The organism is Burkholderia cenocepacia (assembly GCF_900446215.1).
Taxonomy (GTDB): Bacteria; Pseudomonadota; Gammaproteobacteria; order Burkholderiales; family Burkholderiaceae; genus Burkholderia; species Burkholderia cenocepacia.
The window spans coordinates 77,297-90,216 of record NZ_UAQZ01000004.1 but is presented as its reverse complement, the minus strand read 5'-3'; the positions used below and the strand labels follow the sequence as shown (position 1 = coordinate 90,216).

The 12,920-nt window shown below is 69.7% G+C and carries 14 protein-coding genes; 8 read left to right on the top strand and 6 right to left on the bottom strand.

What is annotated here, in order from left to right:
* The first annotated feature begins 89 nt into the window (after window positions 1-89).
* Complete coding sequence (locus tag DTA15_RS12980; RefSeq protein ID WP_006485835.1) at window positions 90-224, top strand: entericidin A/B family lipoprotein; 135 nt, start codon at window positions 90-92, stop codon at window positions 222-224.
* Between the two features lie 94 nt (window positions 225-318).
* Here the strand turns inward: DTA15_RS12980 and DTA15_RS12975 are convergent, their stop codons facing one another.
* The 3 genes from DTA15_RS12975 to DTA15_RS12965 all read right to left on the bottom strand — a co-directional run bounded on the left by DTA15_RS12975 (window position 319) and on the right by DTA15_RS12965 (window position 2,979).
* Window positions 319-867: a hypothetical protein gene (locus DTA15_RS12975; protein ID WP_006485834.1), complete on the bottom strand. Its 549-nt coding sequence runs from the start codon at window positions 865-867 to the stop codon at window positions 319-321.
* Between the two features lie 203 nt (window positions 868-1,070).
* A complete protein-coding gene (locus DTA15_RS12970) occupies window positions 1,071-2,003 on the bottom strand; it encodes a DMT family transporter (protein WP_006485838.1) in 933 nt (310 codons plus the stop codon).
* 178 nt (window positions 2,004-2,181) lie between these two features.
* Window positions 2,182-2,979 (bottom strand): AraC family transcriptional regulator, encoded by a 798-nt coding sequence (locus tag DTA15_RS12965; RefSeq protein WP_006485852.1) that lies wholly within the window; start codon window positions 2,977-2,979, stop codon window positions 2,182-2,184.
* Between the two features lie 170 nt (window positions 2,980-3,149).
* Here DTA15_RS12965 and DTA15_RS12960 point away from each other — a divergent pair, with 170 nt between their 5' ends.
* The gene (locus tag DTA15_RS12960) at window positions 3,150-3,983 is read left to right on the top strand and encodes a molybdenum cofactor biosynthesis F family protein (protein WP_006493836.1); all 834 of its coding nucleotides are present in this window, start codon (window positions 3,150-3,152) and stop codon (window positions 3,981-3,983) included.
* Window positions 3,980-4,789, top strand: a complete 810-nt coding sequence (locus DTA15_RS12955) for an SDR family oxidoreductase (protein WP_006485842.1) — start codon at window positions 3,980-3,982, stop codon at window positions 4,787-4,789. Before DTA15_RS12960 ends, DTA15_RS12955 begins: the two co-directional genes overlap by 4 nt.
* Before the next feature lie 93 nt (window positions 4,790-4,882).
* Here DTA15_RS12955 and DTA15_RS12950 read toward each other — a convergent pair whose 3' ends face one another.
* Entirely contained in the window at window positions 4,883-5,560 is a 678-nt protein-coding gene (locus DTA15_RS12950) for a dihydrodipicolinate reductase C-terminal domain-containing protein (protein ID WP_006485846.1), read from the bottom strand.
* Window positions 5,561-5,910: 350 nt separating this feature from the next.
* Here DTA15_RS12950 and DTA15_RS12945 point away from each other — a divergent pair, with 350 nt between their 5' ends.
* The 4 genes from DTA15_RS12945 to creD all read left to right on the top strand — a co-directional run bounded on the left by DTA15_RS12945 (window position 5,911) and on the right by creD (window position 10,373).
* On the top strand, window positions 5,911-6,624 hold the full coding sequence (locus tag DTA15_RS12945) for an SDR family NAD(P)-dependent oxidoreductase (RefSeq protein ID WP_012493456.1): 714 nt from the start codon (window positions 5,911-5,913) through the stop codon (window positions 6,622-6,624).
* Between the two features lie 70 nt (window positions 6,625-6,694).
* Window positions 6,695-7,408, top strand: a complete 714-nt coding sequence (gene creB, locus DTA15_RS12940; protein ID WP_006492652.1) for a two-component system response regulator CreB — start codon at window positions 6,695-6,697, stop codon at window positions 7,406-7,408.
* 15 nt (window positions 7,409-7,423) lie between these two features.
* The gene (creC, locus tag DTA15_RS12935; protein WP_006485670.1) at window positions 7,424-8,875 is read left to right on the top strand and encodes a two-component system sensor histidine kinase CreC; all 1,452 of its coding nucleotides are present in this window, start codon (window positions 7,424-7,426) and stop codon (window positions 8,873-8,875) included.
* Between the two features lie 103 nt (window positions 8,876-8,978).
* The gene (gene creD, locus DTA15_RS12930; RefSeq protein ID WP_006485665.1) at window positions 8,979-10,373 is read left to right on the top strand and encodes a cell envelope integrity protein CreD; all 1,395 of its coding nucleotides are present in this window, start codon (window positions 8,979-8,981) and stop codon (window positions 10,371-10,373) included.
* 80 nt (window positions 10,374-10,453) lie between these two features.
* Here the strand turns inward: creD and DTA15_RS12925 are convergent, their stop codons facing one another.
* Entirely contained in the window at window positions 10,454-10,876 is a 423-nt protein-coding gene (locus DTA15_RS12925) for a RidA family protein (RefSeq protein ID WP_006485669.1), read from the bottom strand.
* Between the two features lie 162 nt (window positions 10,877-11,038).
* On the opposite strand from DTA15_RS12925, the gene DTA15_RS12920 reads away from it, so the two are divergent.
* Window positions 11,039-11,236, top strand: coding sequence for an oxidoreductase-like domain-containing protein (locus DTA15_RS12920; protein WP_006492647.1), 198 nt, complete (start codon window positions 11,039-11,041; stop codon window positions 11,234-11,236).
* A 96-nt stretch (window positions 11,237-11,332) separates the two neighbouring features.
* On the opposite strand, the gene DTA15_RS12915 is transcribed toward DTA15_RS12920, so the two are convergent.
* Entirely contained in the window at window positions 11,333-12,793 is a 1,461-nt protein-coding gene (locus tag DTA15_RS12915; RefSeq protein ID WP_006485671.1) for an MFS transporter, read from the bottom strand.
* Between the last annotated feature and the right edge of the window lie 127 nt (window positions 12,794-12,920).

Below are 12,920 nucleotides of genomic sequence, written 5' to 3'. Positions count from 1 at the left end.
TCAGGTCAGGCCCCGTGTCCGGCAGCGTGCCGGGCGCCAGCCGCACACGATTCGCCCGATCGGGCATGTTGATTCGAAGGAGAATGAGAATGACGCGTACGATTGCTGCAATGCTGCTGGTGGTGACGGCGGCGCTCGCCGGGTGCAATACGGTCGCCGGCGTGGGCCAGGACATTTCGAAGGGCGGCCAGGCGATCAGCGATTCGGCTGAAAAGGCCAAGTAAGCCGACCGGTTCCGGCATGCAGAAGGCGCCGGCCTTCCCGCGGTTGCGGGGAGGCGCGGCGCCTTTTTTTGCGCCCGACTCGACGCCGGCGGCGTCAGGCGCGCTCGACGAATGCGTAGCGGCCGTCGACCTTGCGCGGCGTGAACCAGCCGTAGTCGGGGAACACCCGGTTGCGGACGAACCATACGTAGCCGACCAGCACGACCGTGATCGCAAGGCTCGGCAGCGCGGCCGACGGATCGCGCCCGAGATCGGCGACGGTCTTCGGTACCTGCAGCAGCGACAGCAGAATGAACGCGTGATACGCGCCGACACGATGGGTCGCAAAACCCCAGATGAACAGCAGCGACAGCGGCACGGTCAACGCGAGGAACACGGTGACCAGCACGCCGCCGGCGCCGGACGCGAAGAAGTAGTACGCGAGCATCAGGCTGATGACCAGCTGCGCGATGCCGAGCGCGATCAGGATCCGGATGTGCACCTTGTTCTTGCGGCAGCGTTCGGGGTCCGGGCGCGACGCGATCAGATGCGCGAGCACGCGATCCTTGAGCCCCTGTCCGGACAGCTCGGCCAGTGCGTCGGCCTTCCTCGTTCCCGCGGACAGCAGCACCGCGATTCTTGTTTTGGCTTCCTTCCTGTTCATTGCTTGATCTGGCGGATTGTTGTTCGATGGTTGTCAAAGGGTCCGGCCACGCGAATATTGCATCTTGCGCAGTCGTGCGCAACGGTTTTGCGGGGCGCGGACACATTCCTACAGTCGTCGGCTGCATGGCCGGAAGGCGGCGGTCGAAGGCGGTGCGACGGGAAGGCGCCGCCATCGTTTTCGGCGGAACCAAGGAACGCGAGTCAATCGGTGGCGGTCCGCGTGGCGAGCGTGGCGGGCGATTCGACGGGCGGCTCGCGCCGCCGCGTCGCGCCGACGAGCATGCCGGCGACGACGAGCGCGATGCCCGCGACACGCGTGCCGGTCAGCGTTTCGCCGAACAACGCGACCGCGAACAGCACGGCCGAAACCGGCGCGACCGCCGTGAACAGGGCGGCCTCGGTGCCGCTCGTGCGCGCCGAGCCCGCATACCAGCACAGGTAGCCGAGCACGGTCGGAATCAACGCGTAGTAGACGATCGCCGACACGGCGCCGACGGTCCAGCCGCTCGCCACCGCGCGCCATTCGAACGCGGCCGGCACGAGTGCGAGCACGAAGCCGAGGCCCGACATCGCGGTGGAAAGCGCCAGCGGCGGCAACGGCGCGGCAAGGCGCCGGTTGAGCAGGATGAAGACCGCTTCGCAGGCGACGGCCGCCAGCACCAGCGCATCGCCGGCAAGCGTCCGGAGCGACGGCATCGCGTGGCCCGGCGCGAACGTGACGAACAGCACGCCGGCCGTGGCGAGCGCGGCGGCCAGCCAGTCGCGCGGCGTCTGCCGCTCGCGCAGCACGACGGCCGCGATCAGCGTCGACATGGCCGGCAGCGTGCCGAGCATCACGCCGGCATCGAGCGGCGACGACAGTTTCGTGCCGCTGATCAGCAGCACCGTATAGCCGACGCCGCCCGCCGCGGCCTGGATGACGAGCAGCACGGCGTCGCGTGCGGCAATGCGCGGCCAGCGCATGCGCTGCGCACGCATCAGCGCGAACAGCAGCGGCGTCGCGATCAGGAAACGCAGCGCGGTGGCCGCGAACGGCGGCAGGCCGCCGGCCGCGAGACGGCTCGCGATGACGGTGCTGCCGACGCCCGCCATCGCGGCGGCGAGATAGAGATAGCCGATCAGTCGTGTCTTCATGCGCCGCATCGTCGCGTACGGCGGTGGGGGGCGTCTTGAACGAAATTGCAGCGGGGCGGGCGTCGAATGTGGTGCGCCGTCGACATGCACCGACGCAAGAGGTCACGGCTGACGTCTAGGCGGCAACCGCCGTCGAATGCAATGCGCGCGGCGGTCCGCGCACCGAGCACCGACAGCGCTATTGACCCGCCTGCGTGAACCGCCCCGGCGTGATCCCGAACTGGCGCGCGAACGCGCGCGTCAGGTGGCTCTGATCGGCGAAGCCAGCCTCGGCCGCGGCCTCGGCGATCGGCAGGCCGCCGGCCAGCAACGCGCGCGCCAGCCGCGTGCGCGACTGAACCAGATAGGCGTGCGGCGTGATGCCGAGCTCGCGCGCAAAGCCGCGCAGCAACTGGAAGCGGCTCACGCCGCTCAGGTCCGCCAGCTCGGCGAGCGATACGGGTACGGCCGGCGCTGCGTCGAGCCGCTCCCGGGCGATGCGGACCGCCGGCGCGACACCGGCCGCCGGCAGCGTGCGGTTGGCGTGCCGGGCGAGCAACCCTGCGACGAGCATCACGAGCGCTTCGTCGCGAGCGAGCGGCTGGGTTTCGCCTGCGACGATGCGTGCATGCAGCCGGCCGACGGCGGCCGCGAGCCGCGCGTCGCGCACGGCCGGGTGCGCAAGCTCGACGCCGCCGAGGCCTTCTTCCGCCGCGACGCCCGCGACCAGCGCCGGCGCGAGGTACAGCATCCGCCAGCGACGGCCGGTGCCGGCCTCGAGCGGCGAGCCGTCGTGCATTTCGCCCGGGTTGACCATGATCGCGTCGCCGGCCAGCGCGTCGACCTGCCCGCGGCCGCTCCACGACCGGTGCGCACCGCTGACGATCACGCCGACCCCGAATTCGTCGTGCGCGTGGCGCGGAAACGCGCGATCGGATTCGAGGCTGATCGCCTCGATGCCTTCGCCGGTGCGTCGGTAGTGGGTGACACGGTGCATGTGCGCTCCTCGCGCCGGTCGCGGCGCGGATCACGTGCACTTTAGCGCGTTCCGGCGCCGTGCGCCCTTCATCCTTTTGGCGGATACCGCGCGGCGCGCGCAGCCCGCACCATGTGCACATCGGCAGCGTACACGGCCCGCCGGGCCTGAAGCTGCGCGGGAGACGGCAGGTGGAACGACAGGATCCGGTATTCATTCAGGTGGGCGCGCTCGCGGACGGCTTCGCGCCGGAGGCGAACACCCTCGCGCCCGTCGACGCGCTCGTCGGGCGGACGCTGGCGCTCGAAGACGCATCGGGCGCATGGCGCGTCCATACGTTCGAGCCGGGCGCGCTGCAGTGGCGCGATGCGGCGACCGATACGGGCGGCCGCGCGCCGTGCCGCGTGACGCGGCTGCGCGACGGTCTGTACTTCGTCGACTACATCGATACCACTGCCCGCGCGACGTCGGTCAGCCTCGTGATCGATCTCGACAACGGCGTGTGGACGTCGGTCGTCGGTACGCTGCCGACGGAAGCCGACACGCGCATCGATGCGTTCACGCGCGTCGCGCGCGGGCTGCCGCTGACGGCCGTCGACGCGCAATTCCGGCACGGCACGCTCGGCGGCCACGCCCGGCCGGGCCCGCTGCATGCGCCCACGCGCGAGCTGATCGGCAAGCGGACGATGTACCGCTACAGCCCGACCGAATGCTACGAGCATATCTACCTGAACGAGAACTTCTACGCGTGGCAGTGCCTGCAGGGCGTGGAAGGCGGGCTGGCCGACGTCGACCGCTGTCATTACTTCAAGATGGCCGATGAGCTGTATCTGTTCGTGTGGCGCGAAAAGGTGGTGCCGACGCTCGGCGTCGTGCTGATCGACCTCGCGCAGCGCAAGACCGACGGCAAGATCTTCGGCTACCAGGGCGGCGATTTCGGCACGCTGTCGAATTTCCAGATCGGCGCTTATGCGCAGGTGCTGAACGAAACCGTGCATCCGCTCGGCGGCGAGGCGCAACGATGACTGCCGTGCTGGGCAGCGGCCGCCTGCGTGCGGATTTCGGCGGACGCGTCGTGCTCGTCACGGGTGCTGCGCAAGGGATCGGCGCGGCGATCGCGCGCCGTTTCGCGGAATCCGACGCATTCGTCGCGGTGGCCGACCTGAACGGCGAAGCAGCCGCCGCGCAGGCCGAGGCGCTGGTCAGCGCGGGCGGCGATGCACGCGCGTATCAGGTCGACGCCGCGAGCCGGGACGAACTGGATGCGCTCGTGGCGGCAGTCGAGCGCGACGGCGGCCGGCTCGATGTCGTCGTCCACAATGCCGCGTATTTTCCGCTGACGCCGTTCGAGCAGATCGACGCGCCGACGCTCGACCGGACGCTGTCGGTCAACCTGTCGGCGCTGTTCTGGCTCGCGCAGGCTGCGTTGCCGGCATTCGAGCGCGCGGGGGCCGGGCGGCTGCTCGTCACGTCGTCGGTAACCGGGCCGCGCGTCGTCTATCCGGGGCTCGCGCATTACGCGGCGTCGAAGGCCGGCGTGAACGGCTTCATTCGGGCAGCGGCGCTGGAACTGGCGCGCCGCCACGTGACGGTCAACGGCGTCGAGCCGGGGATGATCCGCACGCCGGCGGCCGGCAATCTCGGCGACGCATCGGTCGCGGCGCAGATCGCACGCGCCATTCCGCTGGCACGAATGGGCGAGCCGGAGGACATCGCGAACGCGATGCTGTTTCTCGCGTCGGCCGACGCGGCGTACATCACCGGGCAGACGATCGTCGTCGACGGCGGAGCGACGTTGCCGGAAAGCGGGGCGGTGCTGGCGGACGGGTAGCGGTAGGCCCGCGAGGGGGGAAGCGTCGAGGCCGTGTCGGCGTAGGCGTGCGACCCACGCCATGGAGGGCCGCGCTATACGCGCCCGCCGCGACTACAGCCAGCCGTTGCGGATGAACTCGACGATCGAATAGCGACGATGCTCGAGATCGTGCCGGCGGACGGCCTCGACGATGCGCGATACGCCATCCGCATAGGGCGTATCGCCGGATACGCGCGATTCGAACTGCAGGCTGCATGCGCCGTCGTCGATGCGTATCCGGTGAAGCGCATGGCGGCCGAGCTGATCGTCGCGGATACCGAATTCGCCGCGCTGCACGGCCGGGTCGCGTACGGAGCGAATGTCTGCCGGCCGCACGCCGAGCGACTCGGCGATGCCGACGGCCGTGCCGGGGACGGACGTCTTGCCGGCCTGATGCGACTCGGTCACGCTGATGTCGCAGTCGCGGAACAGGTGGCCGCTGGTTTCCAGCATGCTCATGAACTTGAGCATCAGGATGTTCGTGTTCGGACACAGCACGACCGGAAAGCCGTATGTCCCGGTTTCGAGGTCGGAGCCGGTCGACAACTCGACGAGCGGCGATGCGGTGGCCCGGCAGAACGCGATCGCCGCGGCGAGTTCGCGGCCGGAACCGGCATGGACGACGATCGACCGGGCGTCGGTTCGCGTGGCGTCCGACCACGGCATCACGCGACAGGTGGCCGGGTCGAGCCGGTGCGAGCCGAGCAACTCGTTGGCGAGCTTGCCGGTTCCGATGACGAGTACTTGCATGGGATGGACGGGTTGAGGTTCGGGATGCGCGTCCGCAGTGGCGCAGGCCGTCGGGCGGGCCACGCTGGTCCGACTGTCGTGCCGCGCGCCACGCCTAGCGTGGCATCGCGCATTATGCCCGGCCGTGCGACCGCGCGCTCGTCGAGCCGCGCCCGCGACGTCGCGGCGCCCCGCGCCGCATGGATCGCGATCCATCTCGCGATGCCGCCAACCGCGCTTGGCGCCCGGTAACCACGGCGAAACGACAGCGGAACTGCGCTGCCCACCGTCATCCCGTTCGCACGAACGCGTGAACGGCGCTACGCTGTCGGCATTTCATCCCATCACCCTCGATCCAGGAGAACACATCGATGGAACACGACCTGAACGGCAAGGCAGTCGCGATCACCGGCGGCTTCGGTCATCTGGGCGTCGCGACGGCCGCGTGGCTCGGCGCGCGCGGCGCGCGCGTCGCGCTGATCGGCCGCGGCGCGGCCCCGGCGGCGCAGGCGCTGCCCGGCGTGCCGGCCGATGCGCTGCGCATCGGCGGCATCGATCTCGTCGACCCGCAGGCCGCCGCGCAGGCGCTCGAAACGGTCAACCGCGAATTCGGCCGGGTCGACGCGCTCTTGAACATCGCCGGCGCATTCGTGTGGCAGACGATCGCCGACGGCGATGCCGCCACGTGGGATCGCATGTACGAACTGAACGTGAAGACGGCGCTGAACGCGTCGAAGGCCGCGCTGCCGTACCTGATCGCGAGCCAGGCCGGCCGCATCGTCAACATCGGCGCGGGCGCGGCGTTCAAGGCCGGCGCGGGGATGGGCGCGTATGCGGCCGCGAAGGCCGGCGTCGCGCGGCTCACCGAGGCGTTGGCGGCCGAGTTGCTCGATCGCGGCGTGACCGTGAACGCGCTGTTGCCGAGCATCATCGACACGCCGCCGAACCGCAAGGACATGCCCGACGCCGACTTCTCGCGCTGGGTCCGGCCCGAACAGCTCGCGGCGACGATCGGCTTCCTGCTGTCGGCCGACGCGCAGGCGATCACCGGTGCGTCGATTCCGGTGAGCGGCCGCGTGGCGTAGTGCGCCGAGGGCGGGCTCGTCGGGTCCGGGCGTGCGTACAATGTCGCACCGGATTGCGCGCCCCGAACCCATGACTCAGCCCACCATCCTGATCGTCGAAGACGAACAGGCGATCGCGGATACGATCGTCTACGCCCTCGGCACCGACGGCATGCAGACCGTCCACTGCACGCTCGGGCAGGCGGCGCTCGACCGCCTGCGCGGCACGCGTGTCGACCTCGTGGTGCTCGACGTCGGCCTGCCGGACCTCAGCGGCTTCGAGGTATGCCGGCGGCTGCGCACGTTCACCGATGTTCCGGTGATCTTCCTGACCGCGCGGCACGACGAGATCGACCGGATCGTCGGGCTCGAGATCGGCGCTGACGACTACGTCGTCAAGCCGTTTTCGCCGCGCGAGCTGGCGGCGCGGGTGCGCGTGATTCTGCGCCGCTTCCATCGGACGGCCGCGCCGGAACCGACACCTGCAACCGCGCCGGTCGATGCGCCGGCACCGGTCGCGTCCGGCTTCACGCTCGACACCGACGGCGCGCGCGTGTCGTGGCTCGGCCACGCGCTCGACCTCACGCGCTACGAATTCGGGCTGCTGGCGCTGCTGGTCCGGCATCCGGGGCGCATCTACTCGCGCGAACAGTTGATGGATCTCGTCTGGCACGAGGCGCTCGATTCGGCCGACCGCACGGTCGACACGCACATCAAGACGCTGCGCGCCAAGCTGCGCGCGATCGATCCCGAGCGCGACCCGATCCGCACGCATCGCGGGATGGGTTATTCGCTGCAACCGTAACGACCGGCACCACCCATGCATATCGGCCTGCGCATCTTCTTCGGTTTTTTCCTGATCGTCGGTCTGGCCGCGCTGATCACGCTGCGCGTGTTCGTGCAGGAGGTGAAGCCCGGCGTGCGCGAAGCGATGGAGGACACGCTCGTCGACACCGCGCAGGTGCTGGCGACGCTGGCCGCCGACGACATGGCGAACGGCCATATCGCCGACGGCGCCTTCGCGCGGCAACTCGGGAAACTGCACGAGCGGCCGGTCAGCGCGAACGTGTGGGGCATCCAGAAGAACGCGATCGGCTACCGCCTCTACATCACCGACGCGCACGGCATCGTCCGCTACGACTCGTCCGGCAGCGCGGTCGGGCAGGATTATTCGCGCTGGAACGACGTGTACCGGACGCTGCGCGGCGAATACGGCGCGCGCAGCACGCGCAGCGATCCGAACGACGACAGCAGTACCGTGATGCACGTCGCCGCGCCGATCCGGCGCGGCGACGAGATCATCGGCGTGCTGACGATCGCGAAACCGAACCAGACGGTCGCGCCGTTCATCGCGCGCAGCCAGCGCAAGATCATGCTGTACGGCGCGTTGCTGATGGGCGGCGCGATCCTGATCGGCGCCGCGTGCACGTGGTGGCTGGTGCTCGGGCTGCGGCGCCTGCAGCGCTATGCGCGCGCGATCGCGGCCGGCGAGCGCGCGTCGATGCCGCTGCAGGGCGCGAACGAGCTGGCCGAGCTCGGGCGCGCGGTGGAAAGCATGCATCAGCGGCTGGAGGACCGGCAATACGTCGAAACCTACATCCACACGCTCACGCACGAGATGAAGAGCCCGCTGGCCGCGATCAGCGGCGCGGCCGAGCTGTTGCAGGAAGACATGCCGGTCGCGAACCGCCGGCGCTTCACCGAGAACATCCGCCGCCAGGCCGGCCGCCTCGAACAGATGATCCGCAAGCTGCTCGCGCTGGCCGAGGTCGAGCAGAAGCAGCGCCTGTCGGTGCACGAGCCGGTCGCGCTGCGGCCGGTGCTCGAACAGCTCGTCGACGATATCGAGCCGCGCGCGCGGCAGCGCGGCGTGAGCCTGCGGATCGATGCGAACGACGCGGCCGAGCCGGCGGTCGTCGACGGCGATCCGTTCCTGCTGCGGCAGGCGCTCGGCAACCTGCTCGACAACGCGCTGGATTTCGCGCCGCGGGGCAGCACGATCCGGATCGCGCTCGAACGGCAGCCGGCGGGCAGGGCGCACGTCGCGGTCGTGCGCGTCGCCGACGACGGCCCCGGCGTGCCCGACTATGCGCTCTCGCGCGTGTTCGAACGCTTCTATTCGCTGCCGCGCCCCGACGGGCAGGATCGCAGCACGGGCCTCGGGCTGTGTTTCGTCCGCGAAGTCGCGATGCTGCACCGCGGCCAGGTCGCGCTCGCGAACCGCGCGGAAGGCGGCGCGTGCGCGACGCTCACGCTGCCGTCGGCGGGCTGACCGCGCTTCACGCCCGCCACACATTCGCTTCACGCCGGCTTCAATCGCCCTTCACCGGGGCCGCTCATGCTGACCGTACCTTCCACTCCGGTACCTCCCAGCAATGAATCGAGTCCTGTTGTTCAAGTCCATGATCACCGCGTTGCTCGCGCTGGCGATCCTGATCCCGCTGCAGATGGTCCAGAGCATCGTGCGGGAACGCGCCGACTATCGGCAGAGCGCGCTGCAGAGCATCTGGGCGAGCTATGCGGGGCCGCAGACGGTGACGGGGCCGGTGCTCGTCGTCCGTTACACGGAAGTCACGCGCGCGAGCGACGACGTGCGGGCCGGCGGCAAGGCGAAAACCGTCCTGAAAAGCGAGGCGAAACGGCTGCTCGTGTTCCCGAAGACGCTGAACGTCGACGGCACGCTGTCGGTCAGCACGCGCTATCGCGGCATCCACAAGGCGCTCGTGTACGGGCTCGACAGCCGGATGACGGGCACGCTGCCGCTGCCGGACCTGAAGAAGCTGCCGCAGGCCGACGGCCACGTGAGCTTCAAGATCGACAGCGCGGTCGTCGCGCTCGGCATCGGCGACCTGCGCGGGCTGAAGGCGCAGCCCGACCTGCGCATCGGCGGCAAGCGGATCGACGTTGAGCAGGGCACGCGGCTCGAGAGCCTGCGCCAGGGCGTGCATGCGAACGTCGATCTCGCGGCGCTGGCGGAGGCAAACGCCGGGGCGACGGTCGTGCCGTTCAGCATCGGCCTGCCGCTGGCCGGCGCGGAATCGGTCGCGTTCGCGCCGGTGGGCGACCAGAACGACTTCTCGCTGAAATCGACGTGGCCGCATCCGAGCTTCGGCGGCGAGTTCCTGCCGGCCGAGCGCACGATCGACGCGCGCGGCTTCGTCAGCAACTGGCACGTGACGTCGTTCAACACGAAGGCGCGCGAGCAGGTGGCGTCCGGCAACGGCAACGGCGACGGCGGGATCGAGATGGCGTCGGTGTCGGTGATCGAACCCGTGAACGTCTATCTGCAGGCCGAGCGCGCGACGAAATACGGTGCGCTGTTCGTGATGCTGACGTTCGCGAGCTTCTTCATGTACGAGCTCGTGAAGCGGCTGCGCATTCACCCGATCCAGTACACGCTGGTCGGCCTGTCGCTCGCGCTGTTCTTCCTGCTGCTGCTGAGCCTGTCCGAACACATTGCGTTCGGCTATGCGTATCTCGCGGCGAGCGGCGCCTGCATCGGGCTGCTCGGCTTCTACCTGTCGTTCGTGCTGCACAGCGTGAAGCGCGGCGCGACGTTCACCGCGCTGCTCGCGATGCTGTACGCGGCGCTCTACGGGCTGCTGCTGTCGGAGGACAATGCGCTGATGCTCGGCTCGCTGCTGCTGTTCGCGATTCTCGCCGGCATCATGACGCTCACGCGCCGCGTCGACTGGTATTCGCTCGGCGCGGCGTGGCAGCCGCTGGCCGACAAGCCGACGGCCATGAAGCCGGGCGCGCCGGCGAAGTAAGCCGGCGGGCTGCAGGCAAGTGCGCGCGCCGGCCGGGAGTGCCGCGACCGGGGCGCGCTTTCATGCGAGCCCGATGCGTTTCACGCAGCCGTCTCGGGACGACGGAACCGCGCCCGCGGAATCTCGGCGATGGCCGCGATCTCGATCAGCAGGTCGGGATGGTAGAGACGCTCGACCTGGATGGTCGTCGTCACCGGATAGGGGGCGGCGAAGTACGTGTTGCGGATGTCGCCGGCCTGCATGAATGCGTCGATGTCGGTCGCGTAATGGACGAGCGAGATCACGTCGCGCATCTGCCCGCCCAGTGCGGCCAGTACGTCGCGGAGATTGCCGAGTGTCTGGCGAACCTGCGCGCGCATGTCGCCGGCGCCGACTACCTGCCCGTCGCGGTCGAGCGCGACTTGCCCCTTCAGATGCACGATCCGGCCGTCGCCCTGGATCATGGCCATCGAGAACGCGCCGAACGGCGCCCAGACTTCCGGGGGATTCACGGCTTCGGCCATCGCGCAGCTCCTATGGAACGGAAACAGGACGAACGCAGCGGCATGCGGCGCCCGACGATCGCACCATGATGGACGCGTTCATCGTCGATCCGCCCGCCCTGCCGAAAGCGGCGGCGGCCCGGATCGCCCTATACTGACCACTCCACCTTACCGGACCACGACGTGCCGAACCAAGTTTCCGGAGATCCATCCGTCGACGATCCCCGTCCGACCCCGCCTGTCCAACCCGAACTGGAAGACTGCTGCAACAGCGGCTGCTCGCCGTGCGTCTTCGACCTGTACGACGAAGCGCTCGCGCGCTATCGCGTCGAGCTGGCCGAATGGGAGGCGCGGCAGGCGCAGCGCGAGCCTCACCGATGAACCGGAGGCCGACGAGCCGTCTCGCCGCGCCGCGCATGCGCCGCGTCCGTGTCACGCGCCTCCACTGACGGTGCGGATTCCGTCGCGTGTCGCGCGTCACGCATCCGCATGCAGCCGCCGATGCAGCGGGCCGAGCGCCATCGACAGCGCGATGCAGGCCAGCAACACGACCGTCAGCGTGAACATCGACGCCCTGAATCCCTGCACGTAATCGAGCGCGGCCGGATGCACGCCGAGCCGCGCGAAGAACACGCCGCCGATCGTCGCGGCGCCGACGGCCGCGCCGATCTGCAGCATCGCGCTGACCATCCCCGACGCGACCCCCGCGCGGGCCGCATCGACTTCCGCGAGCACGATCCGCACGACCGACGGCAGCACGAGCCCTTGCCCGACGCCGATCGCCGCGATGCCCGCGTAGAAGCCGGGGCCCGGCGCGCCGTCGCGGGCGAGCGCGGCGGCGATCGCGACGCCCGCCGCGAGCATCGCGAAGCCGAGCGTGAGCACGCGATAGCCTCCGAACCGGGCGACGAGGCGCGGCATCAGCAGCGGGCTCGCGAGGAAGCCGAGCCCGAGCGGCAGGATCGCGAACCCGGACGCGAGCGGCGACCAGTTCAGGCAGCCCTGCAGATAGATCCCGTAGCTCAGGAAGAACGCGCTCAGCGTGTAGAACAGGAACGCGAGCAGGAGCCCGAGCGCGACGACCGGGTTGCGGAACAGGCGCACGTCGAGCAGCGGATCGTGGCCGCGCGCGAGCCGGCGCGCTTCCACTGCCAGCAACGCGCCGAGCATCGGCAGCGCGCCGACCCCGCACGCGATCATCCATAGCGGCCAGCCGGCTTCGCGACCGTGCGTGAGCGGGTACACGAGCATCAGCAGGAACAGCGACATCAGCACCGTGCCCGGCACGTCGATGCGCTGGCCGCGCGGCGGGCGGTTTTCCGGGATGAAGCGCCAGCTGCCGAGCAGCGCCAGGATGCCGATCGGCAGATTGACGAGAAAGATCGCGCGCCAGCCGAGCCCGAACGGATGCAGGCTGATCAGCGCGCCGCCGCCGAGTTGGCCGATCACGGCCGCGAGGCCGAACGCGAACCCGTAGAAGCCCATCACGCGCACTTGCTCCTGCGGGCTGAACACGCTGCGGATCGTCGCGAGCACCTGCGGCGCGAGGATCGCGGCGAACAGGCCTTGCAGCACGCGGCCGCCGACCAGCACCGTGCCGTTGCCGGCGAGCCCGCACAGCGTCGACGCGAGCACGAAGCCGGCCATGCCGATCATGAACATGCGCTTGCGTCCGTACAGGTCGCCGAGACGCCCGCCGGTGATCTGGACGACCGCGTTCGCGCACGCATAGGCCGACACGACGAGCTGCAGCTCGGTCTGGCGCGCGCCGATGCCGTCGCGAATGGCCGGGAGCGCTAGGTTCACGATGAAGTAGTCGAGCGGCGGCAGAATGGCGCCGACCAGCAGGACCACGAGCGCCCAGCCGCGGTGGCTGCGCGGCGTCGCCGCGGTAGCCGCGCCGGCCGGCGCGCAGGGAGCGAGGGTGTTGTTCGTCATGAAAGCAGGATCCAAAAAATGAGGGCCCGATAGACGATCGACGGATGCAGGCCGTTGACCCCGTATTCTGGGGATCGCTCATGTTTCGGAAAAGCGGGAAAGAGTGGTAGCATCCATCGGGTTAATC

Excerpts from the sequence above, each read along its gene's own strand:
- DTA15_RS12980 (WP_006485835.1), top strand. The coding sequence starts at position 90 with ATGACGCGTACGATTGCTGCAATGCTGCTGGTGGTGACGGCGGCGCTC.
- DTA15_RS12975 (WP_006485834.1), bottom strand. The coding sequence starts at position 867 with ATGAACAGGAAGGAAGCCAAAACAAGAATCGCGGTGCTGCTGTCCGCG.
- DTA15_RS12970 (WP_006485838.1), bottom strand. The coding sequence starts at position 2,003 with ATGAAGACACGACTGATCGGCTATCTCTATCTCGCCGCCGCGATGGCG.
- DTA15_RS12965 (WP_006485852.1), bottom strand. The coding sequence starts at position 2,979 with ATGCACCGTGTCACCCACTACCGACGCACCGGCGAAGGCATCGAGGCG.
- DTA15_RS12955 (WP_006485842.1), top strand. The coding sequence starts at position 3,980 with ATGACTGCCGTGCTGGGCAGCGGCCGCCTGCGTGCGGATTTCGGCGGA.
- DTA15_RS12950 (WP_006485846.1), bottom strand. The coding sequence starts at position 5,560 with ATGCAAGTACTCGTCATCGGAACCGGCAAGCTCGCCAACGAGTTGCTC.
- DTA15_RS12945 (WP_012493456.1), top strand. The coding sequence starts at position 5,911 with ATGGAACACGACCTGAACGGCAAGGCAGTCGCGATCACCGGCGGCTTC.
- creB (WP_006492652.1), top strand. The coding sequence starts at position 6,695 with ATGACTCAGCCCACCATCCTGATCGTCGAAGACGAACAGGCGATCGCG.
- creC (WP_006485670.1), top strand. The coding sequence starts at position 7,424 with ATGCATATCGGCCTGCGCATCTTCTTCGGTTTTTTCCTGATCGTCGGT.
- creD (WP_006485665.1), top strand. The coding sequence starts at position 8,979 with ATGAATCGAGTCCTGTTGTTCAAGTCCATGATCACCGCGTTGCTCGCG.
- DTA15_RS12925 (WP_006485669.1), bottom strand. The coding sequence starts at position 10,876 with ATGGCCGAAGCCGTGAATCCCCCGGAAGTCTGGGCGCCGTTCGGCGCG.
- DTA15_RS12915 (WP_006485671.1), bottom strand. The coding sequence starts at position 12,793 with ATGACGAACAACACCCTCGCTCCCTGCGCGCCGGCCGGCGCGGCTACC.